General features: G+C 63.4%; 6 protein-coding genes and 1 pseudogene. 1 reads left to right on the forward strand and 6 read right to left on the reverse strand.

The window, feature by feature from the left end; translation table 11 throughout:
• From AC5Y7E_RS10270 to AC5Y7E_RS10290, 5 genes and pseudogenes are all read right to left on the reverse strand, one after another.
• A pseudogene (locus tag AC5Y7E_RS10270) lies at positions 1 to 8,878 on the reverse strand (amino acid adenylation domain-containing protein); the annotation flags it as partial.
• A 23-nt stretch (positions 8,879 to 8,901) separates the two neighbouring features.
• Positions 8,902 to 9,132 (reverse strand): MbtH family protein, encoded by a 231-nt coding sequence (locus AC5Y7E_RS10275; protein ID WP_499919807.1) that lies wholly within the window; start codon positions 9,130 to 9,132, stop codon positions 8,902 to 8,904.
• A 688-nt stretch (positions 9,133 to 9,820) separates the two neighbouring features.
• A complete protein-coding gene (locus tag AC5Y7E_RS10280) occupies positions 9,821 to 11,092 on the reverse strand; it encodes a glycosyltransferase (protein ID WP_499948847.1) in 1,272 nt (423 codons plus the stop codon).
• Positions 11,093 to 11,276: 184 nt separating this feature from the next.
• Positions 11,277 to 12,269 carry an aldo/keto reductase gene (locus tag AC5Y7E_RS10285; RefSeq protein ID WP_499948848.1) on the reverse strand — a complete coding sequence of 331 codons (993 nt, stop codon included), beginning with the start codon at positions 12,267 to 12,269 and terminating at the stop codon, positions 11,277 to 11,279.
• The gene (locus AC5Y7E_RS10290; RefSeq protein WP_499948850.1) at positions 12,269 to 13,876 is read right to left on the reverse strand and encodes a GMC oxidoreductase; all 1,608 of its coding nucleotides are present in this window, start codon (positions 13,874 to 13,876) and stop codon (positions 12,269 to 12,271) included. The genes AC5Y7E_RS10285 and AC5Y7E_RS10290 overlap by 1 nt, the downstream gene beginning before the upstream one ends.
• Before the next feature lie 258 nt (positions 13,877 to 14,134).
• Between AC5Y7E_RS10290 and AC5Y7E_RS10295 the strand changes: the two genes are divergently transcribed.
• Positions 14,135 to 15,790, forward strand: a complete 1,656-nt coding sequence (locus tag AC5Y7E_RS10295; RefSeq protein ID WP_499919803.1) for a GMC oxidoreductase — start codon at positions 14,135 to 14,137, stop codon at positions 15,788 to 15,790.
• A 116-nt stretch (positions 15,791 to 15,906) separates the two neighbouring features.
• On the opposite strand, the gene AC5Y7E_RS10300 is transcribed toward AC5Y7E_RS10295, so the two are convergent.
• Positions 15,907 to 17,175, reverse strand: a complete 1,269-nt coding sequence (locus AC5Y7E_RS10300) for a glycosyltransferase (protein WP_499948851.1) — start codon at positions 17,173 to 17,175, stop codon at positions 15,907 to 15,909.
• Positions 17,176 to 17,408 lie beyond the last annotated feature (233 nt).

A 17,408-nucleotide genomic window follows, 5' to 3' on the forward strand; every position in this document is an offset into this window, starting at 1 on the left:
AGTGGCCGGGTCGAATATGTCGGTGCGGAATTCGACCTCTCCGCCGATCCCGGCGGGATCGCCGGCATCAGTCCAGCGCTCGGCCAGCGAGAACGCCAAATCCATTCGGGCCGTGCGGATCTCCACTGGAAGCGTGGTGAGCTGCAAATCCCCGAGATCCAGCTCCGCGGATTGGTTGTTCTGCCAGGCCAACAGCACCTGGATCAGCGGATGGTGGGCCCGGCTCCGGGTGGGATTGAGCCGCTCGACCAGCACCTCAAAGGGCACATCTTGATGCTCATACGCCGCCAGACTGCGCTGACGCACCTGAGCCAGCAACTCGGCCACCGTGGGGTCCCCGGCCAGATCTATCCGCAGCACCAACGTGTTGATGAAAGCCCCGACCAGATCGTCTAGCGCGGTATCACGCCGCCCAGCGATCGGAAAGCCCACCGCCACATCGGAATTGGCGCTAATCGTCGACAGCAACACCGCCAGAGCGGCCTGAACTACCATGAAGCTGGTCGCATCGTGCTTGCGGGCCACCTCGCGGACCCGCTGCTGCAATTCGGCCGGCCAGTCCACCACGACACTGGCCCCGCGGTAATTCGCAATCGGCGGATAGGGCCGATCAGTGGGCAACTGCAGCTGCTCTGGCAGCCCAGCCAGAGTTTCCTCCCAATACGCCAGCTGTCCGGCGATGCGGCTGGCGCTGTCGTCAAGGTCGCCGAACTGCTCGCGCTGCCACAACGTGTAATCGACGTACTGCACCGGCAACGGCGCCCAACTCGGAGCCTGCCCGGCACACCTGCTGGCATAAGCCGCACCAAGATCACGTACCAGCGGGGCCACCGACCACCCATCGGCGGCGATGTGGTGCACCGCGGCCACCAGCACGTGGTTATCCTCGGCGACACGGAAAAGCCTTGCCCGCAAAGGAATCTCGGTGGCCAGATCGAACGTGTAGCGAGCCGCGGCGCCGGTGGCCTCCTCCAGCCGGTCCTCCGGCCACCCGACCGCATCCACGACCTGCCAGCCGAAGTCGGCCCGCTCGGCCGGCACCACTTGCTGCTGGGGTATCCCGTCCACCACGGGGAACGAGGTCCGCAGGCTCTCATGACGGCCGACCACATCGGCAAGCGCCGCCCCCAAAGCATCGGTATCAAGCCGACCGGTGAGCCGCAATGCCACCGCCATGTTGTAGATCGGGGACGGCCCCTGCAACTGATCGAGGAACCACAACCGGCTCTGGGCAAACGACAGCGGAACCACCGCCGGCCGCTCAACGACCACCAACGGCTCCAGCCCGCCCCCGTCGGCGCCGGTGCGGGGCGCCAGCTGGGCCACGGTCGGCGTCTCGAACAAGGCGCGCACCGACAGGCCCGAATCGAATGACTTGTTGATCGCGGCGATGGCGCGCATCGCCGAGAGTGAATCGCCGCCGAGTTCGAAGAACGACTCGTCGACGCCGACGCGTTCGAGGCCAAGGACCTGGGCATAGATCCCGGCAAGGATCTCCTCGGTCACCGTGGCCGGAGCCCGATAACCCTCGGCGTCCTGATACTCCGGCGCCGGCAACGCCCGCTTGTCCAACTTGCCGTTGACCGTCAACGGCAACCCCTCGAGCACGATCACCGCCGCGGGAACCATGTACTCCGGCAACCGCTCAGCCAACCCCGCCCGCGCCGCACCCGGATCCACCGTCCCGGTCACATACCCCACCAGACGCTTATCACCCGGACGATCCTCACGCGCGATCACCACCGCCTGGCGCACCCCATCCAGCGCGGCCAACGCCGCCCGCACCTCACCCAACTCGATGCGATACCCACGAATCTTGACCTGCTCATCAGCACGCCCGAAGTACTGCAACTGCCCATCAGCACCCCAACACACCACATCCCCGGTGCGATACATCCGCGCCCCGGTACCACCAAACGGGCACGCCACAAACCGCGACGCCGTCAAACCCGCGCGGCCCACATAGCCATACCCCACCCCAGAACCGGCCACATACAACTCACCGGCAACACCCGCCGACACCGGCCGCAACCAGCCGTCCAACACAAAAAAGCCCAGATGCGCCAGCGGCACCCCCACCGGACTGGCCTTGGCCGCCACGTCGGCGCGCACAATCTCCCTGAACGACGCATGCACCGTCGTCTCAGTCGTGCCATACATATTGATCAACCGCGGCACCACCGGATGATCGGTGACCCAGGTCGCCAAACGCTGCGGCTCCAACGCCTCCCCGGCAAACACCACGGCCTGCAACTCAAGCCGCCGTCCCTGCTCCGGGCGCACCTCATCAACAGCCTGCAGCGCATAAAACGCTGACGGCGTCTGACTCAACACACTGACCTGCTCGGCAACCAGCAACGCGTGGAAATCCTCCGGCGAACGCGCCACCGACTCCGGCACCACCACCAGCCGCCCACCATGCAGCAGCGCGCCCCAGATCTCCCACACCGAGACGTCAAAGGCCAACGAATGCCACTGCGACCACACCTGCCCGGACAACTCCAGGTGCTCGCCCGCAGCCTCCAACAACCCCGTGACATTGCGGTGAGAAATCGCCACACCCTTAGGCACACCCGTGGTACCCGAGGTATAGATCAAATACGCCACGTCATCAGCCGAGCGCGCCGGCAACCCCGTACCCGGCTGCCCCGTCACGCGCGGATCATCGAACTCGACCACAACCAGGTCAAACTCAACCAACCGATCCGCTAACTCCCCAGCACACACCGCCACCACCGGCGCCGCATCACCGAGCACGAACTGCACCCGCGCCGACGGTACGGCCGGATCAATCGGCACATACGCCGCCCCGGTCTTCAACACCGCCAGAATCGACACAACCGCCTCGACCGAACGGGAAAACAGCAACGCCACCCGCTCGCCCGGACCCACACCCAAGCCAACCAACAAGTGCGCCAACCGATTCGACGCCTCATCAAGCTCGCCATACGTCATCGACCGGCCGGCGAAACTCACCGCCACCGCCTCCGGCGCCCGCGCCACCTGCGCGGCAAACAACACCGGGATCGACACCCCCAAGCCCGCCGCCTGGGTCAACACCCCCCGGTTGGACCACCCATCCAACCGGACACGCTCGACCTCATCCAACAAATCCATCGACGACAACCGCCGCCCCGGATCAGCAACCATCCGGACCAAAATCTGCTGCAACCGATCGATCAACGTCTCGACGCTGGATGCGTCGAACACATCGGTATCGAACTCGAGGCGCAAACCCAACTCAGCGCCAGGCACGACCTGCACCGCGAGCGGGTAGTGGTTGTACTCGCGGTTGGTGAACTCGGTGACGACCAATCCGTCGGCGCCCAGCAACCCGTCGGTATCGAGCGGATAGTTTTCGAACGCGAAAAGGGTGTCGAATAGCTGGTCATGGCCAGTGGCGCGATGGATCTCGCTCAGCGCCAGGTGCTGGTGCTCAACGGTGTCGTTATGGATGGTCTGCAGCTGCGCCAGCAGGTCCACCGTGGTTGTTGCCGGCGAGATGCGCGCGCGCATCGGCACCGTGTTGATCAACAGCCCGATCATCGAGTCCGCGCCGAGTACCTCGGGTGGCCGGCCGGAGACCGTGACGCCGAAGACGACATCGTGGTGGCCGGTCAGTGAGGTCAGCAGCTGCGCCCAAGCGGCCTCCAGCACGACGTTGATCGTGGTGTGGCTTGAGCGCGCCAGCTCGCCGAGGGCATTCGTGGTTTCCTCTGGGACTCGAAACGACGCCACGCTTCGCCGTCCCAGCCGCAACCCACCTGGCTCGCCAACTAGCGTCGGGGCCTCGAAATCGGCGAGCACCTGACGCCACGCCCCATAGGCGGAGTCAACGTCTCGATCCGCCAACCAAGTCACAAACCTGCGATATGGGACCGCCGCGGGCAGCCGCTGACCGGAGTAGCTGGCGAAGATCTCCCCCAACAGGATCGACAGCGACCAACCATCAAGCACGATGTGGTGGTTCGTCAGCACGACCCGGTACCGGTCTGTTCCGGTGCGAATCAGCACCACCCGAAAGGGTGACTGATCAGCGAGATCGCACACAGCGGCACGTTCGGCGGCGCATACCCGCCGGATTTGCTCGTCGATGTCGGGACTGCCGTCAAGCTGCACATACCGCCAGGGCAGTTCCGGGTCAGCAGGGATGATCTGCACCGGCCGGTCGAACTTGTCGGAGAACCGAGCCGCCAGGTTTGGATGGCGGTTGACCACCGTGTGCACCGCATCGCGCAATCGGTCCGGGTCGAGCGGGCCGGCCACGGTGATATCCAGCTGCACCGCGTACAGATCGTCGCCGCCCTGCCCCGCGCTGGCATGAAAGAGTAGGCCCTGCTGCAGCGGAGTCAGCGGCAGGACGTCAGCAATCCGCATATTGCCGCTGGAGCTCGTCGATCTGCTGCTGACTGAGGCCGGTAAGCCCGATGTCGGAGGGCGTCAACCCGCCACCACCGCGACGCACGTGGGTGCAGATACCGGCGAGGGCGTCGAACCACAGCCGGCTCAGCCGCCTAACCTGCGCCTGATTCAGTGCCGAGGGCGCCCAGGTCCAGTCGGCGTGCAGGCGCGGGCCGGTTTCGGTGTCGATCGTGGCAGCGTTGAGCTCTAGCGTGTGCATCAGCGCCATCGGAATAGCCGCGGCCGCCGCGGTCAACGACAAGCCGTCCTGGCTGATCTGCCAGAGCTCGCCAGGAGCCTGGGCGTCCGGGCCACCGAACCGCCCCAGGTAGTTGAACCCGATCTGTGGATCGGAGCCCGCCAAGTCAGCGTCGGTGTTCAGATATCTCAGCAACCCGTAAGTCATACCGTCCGGAAGGTCCCGAAGCTGTTCCTTGGCGGTCTTGATCGCCGCCCCCAGCGCGGCGTCACCGGATCCCACCTGGGTCCAGCTGAGCCTGCCGAAGGTCAACGAGACCGGGTATTTGGTGGTGAACCATCCCACCGTGCGTGACAGGTCGATATCGTTAGCCAGCTCTTCGTTGCGTCCGTGGCCCTCGACATCGATACCGATGGGCGCGCCGCCAGTGCCGAGGAATTCCGCCAGCGCCACTCCAAATGCGATCAGCAGGATTTCCTGCACTCCGGCGTGGAACGACGCGGGCACCTCGCCGAGAAGCAGGCGAGTGGTCTCGGCATCCAGCTGCGTGGACAGGCGGCCGGCCGTGGCAAACGTGTCTACGGCCGGTTGCACTGCCGGCAGCACAGCCGGTGTCAACAATGCCTTCCGCCACGTCTCGGCCTCGTTCAAGACTGCAGCTTCGCGCGCATACTCGGCCAGCAGGGACGACCACCGGGCGAACGATGTTCCGCCCGGCGGCAACGCCACCGGCTTCCCGCTGTGGCGTTGGGCCCAGGCGATGTTGATGTCCTCGAGCAATATCCGCCAGGACACCCCGTCGACGGCCAAATGGTGAATGACCAACGCCAACTGCCCCGTGGACGCCACCCACACAGCGCTGAGCATCACGCCGGCGGCCGGGTTCAACCGCGACCGCGCCTTTACCAGCGCTTCCTCGGACAGCACGTCCACTGACTGCAGGCAGCCGCCGGCATCGACGGCCCCCGCCTCGGGCACTTGCAGCGACCAGCCGCCGGCGCCGTCGTCCTCGGCACGCAGGCGCAGTACGGGATGCCGATCCAGCAACGCCTGCAGGACCGCTACCACGTCCGGTTCGCTAACCCGCGGGGGTGCCTGCATCACCAGAGTCTGGTTGAACTGGTCAACCGCGCCATCCACGCCTCGCAGCCAGCGCATGATCGGGGTGGCCACCACCGGTCCGAGACCCTCGTCGTCAACCTCGCCATCGCGGTCGATGACGCCGGCTACCGAGGCCAGCCGTGCGACGGTCTGCTCGACGAAAACGTCGCGGGGTCGGCACCGCACCCCGGCTTTGCGAGCCCGCGCGACCACCTGCATCGACAGAATGCTATCGCCGCCGAGTTCGAAGAAGGATTCGTCGACGCCGACGCGTTCGAGGCCAAGGACCTGGGCATAGATCCCGGCAAGGATCTCCTCGGTCACCGTGGCCGGAGCCCGATAACCCTCGGCGTCCTGATACTCCGGCGCCGGCAACGCCCGCTTGTCCAACTTGCCGTTGACCGTCAACGGCAACCCCTCGAGCACGATCACCGCCGCGGGAACCATGTACTCCGGCAACCGCTCAGCCAACCCCGCCCGCGCCGCACCCGGATCCACCGTCCCGGTCACATACCCCACCAGACGCTTATCACCCGGACGATCCTCACGCGCGATCACCACCGCCTGGCGCACCCCATCCAGCGCGGCCAACGCCGCCCGCACCTCACCCAACTCGATGCGATACCCACGAATCTTGACCTGCTCATCAGCACGCCCGAAGTACTGCAACTGCCCATCAGCACCCCAACACACCACATCCCCGGTGCGATACATCCGCGCCCCGGTACCACCGAACGGGCACGCCACAAACCGCGACGCCGTCAACTCGGGCCGACGCACATACCCGCATCCGACGCCTCGGCCCGCCACATACAACTCACCGACCACACCCATCGGCACCGGCCGCAACCACCCATCCAAGACAAACAACGCCGCACCAGACACCGGCGAACCGATCGGCACCTCATCTGACCCCGACGTCAGCGGGCCAGTCATCGCCGCGTACACCGTGGCCTCGGTCGGGCCGTAGGCGTTGATCATCACTCTTCCGGGCGCCCACCGATCCACCACTTCGGCCGGGCAGGCCTCGCCCGCCACCACCACTGCCGTCGAATCTAATCCCTCTTGCGCCAACATCCCAAGGGCAGAAGGAGTTTGGCATAAGACGCTGACCTTTTCGGCGACCAGTAAATCATGGAAGTCCTCGGGTGAGCGCGCCACCAGCTCGGGCACCACCACCAGCCGCCCACCGTGCAGCAGCGCGCCGAAAATCTCCCACACCGAGACGTCGAAGGTGAAGGAGTGCCATTGAGACCACACCCTCCCTGGTCCGGGCGGCAGGCCCGCATGCAGCACCTCAAGCAACTGGGTCACGTTGCGTTGCGTGACGGCTACGCCTTTGGGGATGCCGGTGGTGCCCGAGGTGTAGATGATGTAGGCGATGTTGTCGGGCGCAGGCGCCGGCAGCCCCGTGCACGCACACGCCTGGATCTCGGCGGCACCGACATCGATGACCGGCAGATCACAGCCATCGAGGCGCTCCACCAAATCCTGGGTCGTGACCGCCACGATCGGCGCGGCATCGGCAAGCATGAACTCCAACCGCGCCGTCGGCAACGCCGGATCCATCGGCAAATACGCCGCCCCGGTCTTCAACACCGCCAAGATCGACACAATCGCCTCAGCCGAACGGGCAAACAACAACGCCACACACTGCCCAGGCCCCACACCCCGACCGGCCAGATGATGCCCCAACCGGTTGGCGGCCTCATCAAGCTCGCGATAAGTCCACCGGCGCTGCCCACACACCAGCGCCACCGCCTCGGGAGCGCGAGCCACCTGAGCGGCGAACAACTCCGGAACCGACGCCGAGGACCCCACCGCCGCGGCCAACACCGACCGATTACCCAGCTCATCGAGCCGCGCCTGCTCGGCCCCATCAAGCAGACCCATCGACGACAACCGCCGCACCGGATCGGCAGCCATCGCCACCAACACCCGTTCTAGCCGCGTGGCCAACTCCCCGAGATCGCAATCGGGCAGCAACTGCCCCGCACCCGGCGTGGACAAAAACAGCTGATCCTCGTCCCGGAAAAAGACCAGCCGGAACTGATCCCCCAACCCGTCATGAGTCAACGTCGCCGTCACCGCAGAGCCGGCAAGATCTGCCAGATGCGTAGTCGGGATGAAGTTGACCGCCACCCGATTCGACGCCTGCCCGGGACCCCGGAAATGCCCCGCATTCTCCAACGCGTGCACCGGGAACCGCTGATGCTGCAACGCTTCTCGAATCCGCCTGTCGACGTGTTCACAAAAACCGGCCACCGTCGACCCCGGTGACGCCTTCAACACCAGCGGCACCACCCCAGAGATCATCCCGGGCACCAGCTTGGACTCCGGCCGCACCCGCCTGCTCACCGGGAAATCGAACACGATCTCCGAATTCTCGATATCGCCCCCACCGACCAGCAGCGCACACGCCGCAGTAATCACCGACGACCGACGCATCCCCAACGTCTTCGCCAGCGTGTCGATGCCGGCGACGGCGTTCGAGTCCAGCTGCACGGGCGCAGACGATTCGTCGCCGTCGTTCGCAGCGTCCGATGCCTGATAGCGCGGTTCACTCTGCGGGGGCAGATTTTTAGCCCAATACTCCTGGTCATCGAGATAATCGCTGGAAGATTCATATTCCAGCTCACAGTCGATCAGATCGTGCAATGAGCCGAAGTAAGTATCAGGAATCGACTCACCACAAGCCAAAGCACTATAGGTGGTGGCTACCCGATGGAGAACTAGTGCGAGACCGATTCCGTCGGTCACAATGTGATGACAGCACGCGAAGAAATAAAATTCATCCGTCCGTGTCTGCAACAAAGCGAATTTGAATAGCGGGCCACTAAGCGGCATCGCCGTTCGCTGAATCGAGGACGCCAGCCGATAGGCGTCCTGCTCGGAATCCCGGGATTCTGTCAAATCATAGCGAGCAAGTTCGACATGTGGATCCTCGACCACACTTTGAATAATCTGGCCATCGACCTCGGAAAAGACGGCTCGCAGCGGTTCGGCTTCCCGCACAACCTGGCGGATCGCGGATTCGAACAAGTCAGCGTCGATAGGGCCCGCAATCCGCATGAATACGCCAAGCTGCCACCTGGCAGCAAACTGTCCTGTTTCTTCTGCGAGCCATATATCCAGTTGCCCCCGCGTTAGCGGAAGTGAACGGTCATGAAGTCTCATACCACTCCCCCGAAACACACGATCTACTGGTCAGATGCGCGGGCCGCCGTCAGCCTTTCGCGCAGACTCTTCGGCCGTATGTCAATCCAGTTCTGGTCGATGTAGTCCAGGCACGCGGCGCGGTCGGCTTCGCCGTACACGACCCGCCAGCCGGCTGGAACGTCAGAGAAGGTCGGCCACAGGCTGTGCTGCTCCTCGTCGTTAACCAAGACGACAAAGCTGGCACTTTCGTCGTCCAACGGATTGACGCTCACCGATTCCTCATACCCCTCTAGTCGACGTGTGTAACACTGCTCCAAACGGTACCGGAGGCGTCGGGGCCTGTCCGTAGTTTCGACAAACTTGATGGTTGGGCCTACGTGACGATCGCCACAGCCCGGGTGGCGGTGTGCGGGACCGGCTTTCGCAGGCCAACTTCGCCCCGGCGATTCGCGGCTGTTGAGTTTGCTCAATGGTGTGTTGGTCGGGCAAGAATCCCCCAGACTACGAATGTTCGGCAAGCGAGCATTACAATCCACGCCGCTTGTCATCCCCCGCCCATCAGGGGGTCCATTTTGAGACGTCGTAGCGACGTGATTCGCCCGTTTGAAGCAGTGCCACCACCACATCGCTGATTTTGGTCGACTAGCGCCGACCGGCTTGTCCGTCGTCATTGCAATCTCGGCCAGCAACCATTTGCGTGCCCGACCATTAGGCCATGTCTTTGTGCGTCGTCCGTTGCCCGGCGTGATGACGAGCTCTTTGCGCTCGTGCCGATATGGCGGTGGCTCGCGTCGGCATCCGGTGTGGCGCACGGCTGGCGGCGGAAATGGTCACCCGAGAAAAATTCTCGAGCATTAAAAATGCATCCCCTTCGGGCATAGGGGCAATGACCTCAAACATTCGGTTTTGGGAGCGATGAGGTCGCCGATCGACACACTTTCGGCCGCTCGACTGCACCGATCAGCCGACCCTTCGAGCGCGAGCGAATTCTTCCAGAAGATCGGCGGCCGCCCCAACGCTGGCATCAGGTTTCGTCATTCGAGTCGATATTTCACGAGCCCGAGCGACGTATTGCGGGGCGAGGATGGTGCGTAAGTCCGCGACCAACGATTCTCGGGTAACGGTTGAAAAACGACGGGCGGACCCCACCTTCAGTCGTTTGATTTGAGCTCCCAGGAGCGTCTGAGTGGGGTCCATCGACAGGATCAAAGTTGGAACGCCGGCGCGCAGTCCGACGGCCGTGGTGCCTGCGCCACCGTGGTGGACAATCGCGCGGCAAGCCGGAAATATCGCCGTGAAACTGACTGCTCCTACCACCTTGACATGCTCGGAATGCGAGACGTCGCTGAAGTCACTCCAGCCGGCGCACACCAAGGCACGCTCGCCTAACTCCGCACACGCCGCGCTGATCATGGCAAGCGTGTCGGCCGGGGATTCGACCGGCATACTGCCAAAGCCGAAGAAGATGGGCGGTGTTCCCGCAGCAATCCACGAGGCGACCTCTGCGTCTGCCGTGGTCGGCGACTCCATCGTCAGCGCGCCGACAATGGGCCGTCGGCCATTCCATTTCGCCCATTCAGCTGCCAGCCCTGGAAAGCAAACCTCGTCGTAGGCTTGGATTTCCAGGGATCCGCGTTCGGCGATCCTTCGCGGCGCGGGTTTCCTTGCCTTGGGTAAACCGAGCTCACGGCGCTGTTGGTCCTCGACCCGCTTTTCGATCAACCAATCCACCCACTCGAGCACATTCATCGCGAAGCGTGCCAACGGCGCGGGAAGGAACCGCAGGAGCTGGCCATTGGCACGCACCGGGACGTAGTGCAGTGCCGCAAACGGCAGGTCGTAGCGCTCCGCGACGTTGGCGGCGGGCCGCTCGAAAGCCAAGCCCGTGAACAGTAAGTCGGCTCCCTCTGCCACCAAAGACGTCAGGGTTGTGTTCAGCTCCCCCCAGCACCGGCTAACGGGCTCCGAGAGTTCTCTCCACAACCGGCGAAGCTCACGGATCCTCCAGAAGTTCCGGAACAAAGACATCCAGAAGTCGCGGTAGACGGTCAGCATCGCCTGCGAATCCGGCCCGTATGCGACTGCTGGAAGCCCCACCGACTCGGCGAAGCCGACCAGGTCAGGCGGGACGGCGATGCGCACGTCGTGCCCCCGGCGCAGCAGCTCGCGGCCGAGGGCGGCACACGGCTCGATATCGCCACGAGTGCCGAAGCTCGCTAGCACGAATTTCACTGCGAATCCACGCCTTTCACTTATCCTGCCGCGTCCTGCGGGAAGGAGCAGGCGCAGCCATCGTGCGAGCCCAATCGCCCGGCAACCTACGTCAGTACCCACGCTGACGACTGAAATCCAGACGTTCTGGTCAGGCGTGCTACAACACCGGACGCCCTGCTGAGTGTAGCGGGGCTCCGAAAAGTCACCGCAGAGCCTGACCTGTATTCAGCCAGTGCAGCGTCGCTTCATCCAGCTTCAGCGAGAGTGCGGCCGCGTTGTCGTCGAACTTCTCCAGCGTCGTGCAGCCGACCACCGCGAACACATGAAGCGGGTGGCACAGGACGTATGCGAGCGCAACCTGCGCGACGGTGACATCATGCTCGCGCGCGAAGGTTTTTGCGCGATCGAGCCTTTCGATGTTCTCTTGGGTGCCGAAGTACGTTGCACACCACCGGCTCATGCGGTTGCGGCCTGGATTCTTCGGGTCGTAATGGTTGGAAAAGAATCCGCGGGCGAGGCTGGACCACGAGAACACGGACAGCCCGTGCGTCGAATACCAGTCCCTCGCCGCACGCTGGGTTTCCCCTCCAAGTGTGACGGCGCCGGGCCATGGGGCTTTCGCCCATTCGGCCAGGCTGAACTGAACGCTTGAGGCGCTGAATGGCATCGATCCCGCGGCGGTGGCGTACGTGTTGGCCTGGGTGATTCGCTCGTGGGACCAGTTCGACGCACCGATCGCGCTGATCTTCCCTTCGTCCATGTGACGGCTGAGCCGCTCCATGATGGGTTCCACTGATGCCGTGGGGTGGTCGTAGTGAAGCAGGTACAGGTCGATGAAATCCGTGCCGAGCGCCTTGAGTGACGCGTGGAGGTCGTGCGTCACGTCGGACGCAGAGAGCCGCGGAGTTTTGAGTAAGAGGTGGGGATGACATCCCTTGCTGATGACCACAACCTCGTCGCGATTCCGGTGTTGCCGCATCCATGCCCCCAGCGTGCGTTCGCTGTCCCAATAGATGCGCGCCGTGTCGAATGTGTTGTACCCCAGCTCGAATGACCGATCCAAAAGTGAAAAGGCTTGCTGTTCAAGGGCTCGGCTGGGCGGCAACAACGGCAGCCCCCGGCCCCGCAACCGATCGGTGCCGAAGACGATCCGAGAGACCGGCTTATCGATCCCCGCAACCTTCCCATACTCCATCAGTTCACACCGTTCGCGTAGCCACCAACGATGAATCGACACGCTCGAACAGTGAGGGCCATCATCGTCAGCGTGGGATTCTGATATCCGGGCGAGACGAAACACGCACCGTCGGTGACAAACACGTTGTCAACATCCCAGCACTGGCAGAACGAGTTGACCACCGAGCTCTCCGGTGTCTCGCCCATGCACGCGCCGCCGGTCTCGTGAATGGCTCCCCCAGGCCACAACGCGCCAGAGTCCGTGAGGATCAGGGAGCGGAGCAGTCGGTAGGGGATGTTCCACCGCGCGGCGTCGAGGTTGTTGGCCGCTTGCAGTCCGCCGGCCGCCGCAATGTCGGGAAGGGTCCGCTTCATGTGCGCGACCATGTTGACATCACTTGCCGAATGCTTGCACTCGATTCTGGCTACCGGGATCCCCCACGCATCTCTGACTTTCGGGTCGAGCGAAACGAAATTCTCGTACCGGGGCTGCATTTCGCCATGCGCGCTCATAACCCAGACCGGCGTATCGCGGCCAATCGCGACCTGGATGCCGTATCCGCCCGGGAAGTCCTTCGATGAGTCCTTTTCGCAGAAGCTGGGAATGTAGAGGCCCGTTCCACCGAAATCGAATCCGTCCTCGTTGAGACCAATCTCGACATCCTCTTTGGAGACTGCACCAACCTGCGTGTATGAGACGTGGTCGCACAGGTAGCGGCCCAGATGGCCCGACGATCCGCCCACGCCCGACGGGTGTTGCGCGGATCTCGAGTTCAACATGATCCGCACGCTTTCGATCGCCGACGCGCAAAGCACCACGACCTTTGCCTCAACTGTCTGCGCCTTCTTGGTCGAACGATCGATGTACTCAACGCCCGTCGCCTTGCCCGATCGCGGATCGATCACCAATCTGCTCACGACGGAATCGGTCCGAATCTCGAGCCGTCCAGTTGCCAGAGCGAGCCTGACGGCAAGCGGAATCCTATGGTTGTCGTACTTGGTCTTCCTGGCGTACGTCACCCGGACGTTCGGAAGCCTTTTCTCGACATTGTTGAGGAAAGCCGCTTCCATCTTGGTCGTCTTCGCCGGCCCGATGAACTCTCCGTCCGGACAATTGGGGATACCTTCGGCTTTTCCGTAGACGCCGAGCGTCCTCTCGACGATGTCGTAGTAGGGCGCCAAGTCTTCGTATGACAACGGCCAATCGACGCCATCCCCACGGACGCTTGCGGCTTTGAACTCGTAATCCGACATCCGAGGCGTATGTCTCCACCAAGTGTGCAGGCGGCCGCCCAGTTGCCGGCCCCTGAACCAAAGGAACTTGTCCTTGCCCGGCGTGGTGTAGGGGTTTTCCCTGTCGCTGACGTAAAACCGCTTTGTCGTCTCGGCGAATGACGAGCACCGAATCTGCACGTGTTGTCCCCGGGCCGCCGAACGGACGCGCCCTGCAATCCCCATCGCCCGTAGCTCCGCATCGGCGGGAAAGTCGCCGTCGATGTCCAGGTTCCGGCCGGCCTCTAGTAGCACGACGTTCAGGCCACCTTCGGTCAGCTCCTTGGCAGCCCACGATCCAGAGGCGCCGGAGCCGACGACAATGGCGTCGTACGTCAGTTCGCTTGTGCGCATACCTGTTCGTCTCGTTTCATACGTACTTGTTGTTTCCTCGCGGGTAGCGGCCACGACACATCGGACCGCGTGTCCTTTGAGGATATGCGCGCTCACCGCCGTACACCGCCGATTTGACTGCGGCAGGCGTTGCTGAAAAGCCCACGCAGGCGGCATCTTCCCGCCGCTAGGCAGAAAACCGCACCCTTCCTGCGGCGGCGGTGCTATCGTCGTGCCGCTCAGACTCGGCGAACTTTTGCGCCCAACATAAGGAGCTGGATGTTGGCTCACGGCGAAGTGGATCCGCACGAAGCGGAACGCACTATGTGGGACGTGATTGTCGTCGGCACGGGCATGGGCGGTGGGGTGCTGGGTTATTCGCTTGCCAAGGCCGGGCGCAGGGTGCTGTTCGTCGAGAAGGGACGCTCGACCCTGCCGGGGGCGCCGGGCACGATTCGCGCTTCGATGCCCGAAGTGGCCGAGCCGCAGGCGAGCCGTTCCGCTGCATCCTACTACGACGCACTGGCCCGGGCCGGGCGCTCCACCGATGAGATCGAAGACGTTACCGGCCGCTCCGCGCGGCGTTTTTTGGCCGGGATAGGCAGTGGGACCGGCGGGTCCTCGGCGCTGTATGGCATGGTGTGCGAGCGATTTTTTGCTCGCGATTTCACTCCCCGGCAAGACTTTCGCGACCCCGGTGATTCCACGGTGCCGGAGGCTTGGCCGATCAGTTATGACGAAATGCGGCCGTGGTATGCGGCAGCGGAAAAGCTGTTTGGCGTGCGTGGCCAGTCCGATCCCCTAAGGCCTGAGGCAGCTGATGCCAATCTGCCTGCTGCGCCGCCGTTTTCGGAAGTGAACCAGCCGCTGGTCGACCATCTGGCTGGGCAGGGATTGCACCCCTACCACCTCCCGATGGCCTGTGATTACACCGACGGCTGTACCACCTGCCAGAGCTACCTATGCCACCAATCGTGCAAAAACGACGCCGCCCGCAACTGCCTGCAGCCAGCCCTCGCCGAGCATGGCGCGCAGCTGCTGACGGAATGTCGGGTCGTCGGTCTGGACGCTGACGCCACCCAGGTCCGCCAGGTGATCTGCGAACACCCCTCCGGGAGGTTGGCACTGAAGGCCAAGGTAGTGGTGCTCGCCGCCGGCGCGCTGATCACCCCTGTCCTGTTGCTCAATTCCCGATCCGGCGATTGGCCGCGCGGATTAGCCAACGGCTCAGATTGGGTAGGACGCAACTTGATGCGTCACGTGGCTGACCACATCGAGGTCTGGCCGCAACGCGGTTGCAAAATCACGGCCGAAAACAAGCAGATCGGGCTTAACGATTTTTATTTCTGGGAAGGGCAAAAATTCGGCACCGTGCAGTCCGGTGGGGCGATGCCGCCCGTGGCGGCGCTGACCAACCATCCCGGCTGGGGGCACAAGGCCCTGCGTGCGATTAGCCCCGTGGCGCGTCCGCTCTACGAGCGATACTTCAGCGGCGGGCTGGTGCTCGTGGCGATCATGGAAGATCTGCCCTATCTGGACAACCGCGTACTTCCATACGATCAGCCAAGCACGGACGGCCGCCAACGACTTCGACTTCAATATCGCTTGCATGCCAATGAGATTCAGCGCCGCGAAGTGTTCTTACGCCAGGTAAAACACGTGCTGAAACCGTTTCGCAACATCACCCTCGGAAGCCCTAAAAGCAATGCGGCCATTGCTCATGTCTGCGGCACGTGCCGGTTTGGGACCGACCCGAAAACCAGTGTGCTGGACCCGCAAAACCGTGCGCATGAGGTGGAGAACCTGTACGTGGCGGATAGCTCGTTCTTCCCGTCCAGTACCGGTATGAATCCCAGCCTGACGGTCGCGGCCAACGCCTTGCGCGTTGCCGCGCACGTGAACCAGGCGCATTTCGCGCATTCCATCGCGTCCTGATTGCGGTGCGGGCGGCCCTCGAGCCCACCCACACGCGGCGCGTTGCAGCGCGACTAATTCATTGTGGTTGGCGACTTTTCGACGCCGACGCGAGTACCCAACGACCGCCGGGTCGATCAGGCGACACGTTGTAAGCGCGCGAACTCTTCTAAGAGATCGGCAGCGGCCGCAACGCTTTCGCCGGGTTTGGTCATTTGGGTGGCGACCTCACGGGCCCGGGCGACGTATTCCGGAGCGAGGATGGTGCGCAGGTCCGCAACCAACGACTCCCGTGTGGCACTCGAAAACCGCCGGGCGGTTCCGACTTTCAGCCGCTTGACCACAGTTCCCCAAACCGGTTGATCGCCCAGCATCCAGAGGATCAGGGTGGGAACCCCTGCGCGCAGTCCCGCGGCGGTGGTGCCCGCGCCGCCGTGGTGAACGACCGCGCGGCACGCCGGAAGGACGGCGGCGTGGTTCACCGCACTGACCACCTTGACGTGCTCGAGATCTGGAACGTCAGGGTAGTCACTCCACCCGGAGCAGACCAACGCTCGTTCGCCCAATTCGGCGCACGCCCTGCTGATCAGGGTAAGGGTGTCAATGGGGGATTCGACCGGCATGCTGCCGAAGCCGAAGTAAATCGGTGGTCTACCGGCGGCGACCCATGACAGGACCTCGTCATCGGTCTCTGTCGGCAATTCCATCGTCAGCGCGCCAACGAAGGGGCGCTGGGCGGTCCGATTCGCCCATTCCGATGCGAGCCCCGGAAAGCACACGTCGTCGTATGCCTGGATCTCCAGTGATCCACGTAGAGTGATTCGCTGCGGCGCAGGCCGCTTAGCCTTGGGCAGACCCATGTCCCGGCGTTGTGCGTCTTGGACCTTCTTCCAAAGACCCCAAAGCAGCCACTCTCCAGCCGTGATTGCGGTGCGGCCCAACGGGCCCGGCAGGAGTGGCAGGAGTTTACCGTTGGGCCGCAACGGGAGGTGGTCCAGCGTTGCCAACGGAATGTTGTGATATTCCGTTACGTCCGCGGCGATCTCCTGGTACGCCAAACCGGTGAATAGTAGATCCGCGCCCTCCGCCAAGTCCATCAGTGTCGTGTTCATCTGACCCCACCATTGGACGCTCGGCTCCCAAGCCTCACGCCAAACGCTGACGCGATTCCGAATTCTCCAAAAATTGTCGGACAGATCCTTCCAGAGATTGCGGTGCGCCTCCAACATCGCCTTGTTTTCCAGCCCGTACGGGACGGCCACCAGCCCAGCCGCCTCAGCGAAACCAACCTGGTCAGGAGACGCGGCCATGCGCACCTCGTGCCCCCGCCGCAGCAGCTCACGGCCGACAGCGACGCACGGCTCGATATCCCCGCGAGTTCCATAACCTGCCAGCACAAATTTCATCGCGGATCTTCGCCTTTCGCCAATCTTGCGCATCCGTCAAATGAAAGCGGCTGCGCAGGTTGCCAACCCGCCGTCGGCAGCTTATCCCCAGAATTAGCTCGAAAGGGTGAAAATCGCACGCCAATGGCTCCGAATTCACGAAGTTTCCTCAATCCACCCTCACCGGACCGTGGCGGACAGCCCACTCCGGCGGTTCTCTGTTTGTGGTACCCAGCATTCATCCAGGCGTGACG

It is taken from the genome of Mycobacterium sp. NGS17, from assembly GCF_059813205.1.

Excerpts from the sequence above, each read along its gene's own strand:
- AC5Y7E_RS10285 (WP_499948848.1), bottom strand. The coding sequence starts at position 12,269 with ATGGAGTATGGGAAGGTTGCGGGGATCGATAAGCCGGTCTCTCGGATC.
- AC5Y7E_RS10290 (WP_499948850.1), bottom strand. The coding sequence starts at position 13,876 with ATGCGCACAAGCGAACTGACGTACGACGCCATTGTCGTCGGCTCCGGC.
- AC5Y7E_RS10295 (WP_499919803.1), top strand. The coding sequence starts at position 14,135 with ATGTTGGCTCACGGCGAAGTGGATCCGCACGAAGCGGAACGCACTATG.
- AC5Y7E_RS10300 (WP_499948851.1), bottom strand. The coding sequence starts at position 17,175 with ATGAAATTTGTGCTGGCAGGTTATGGAACTCGCGGGGATATCGAGCCG.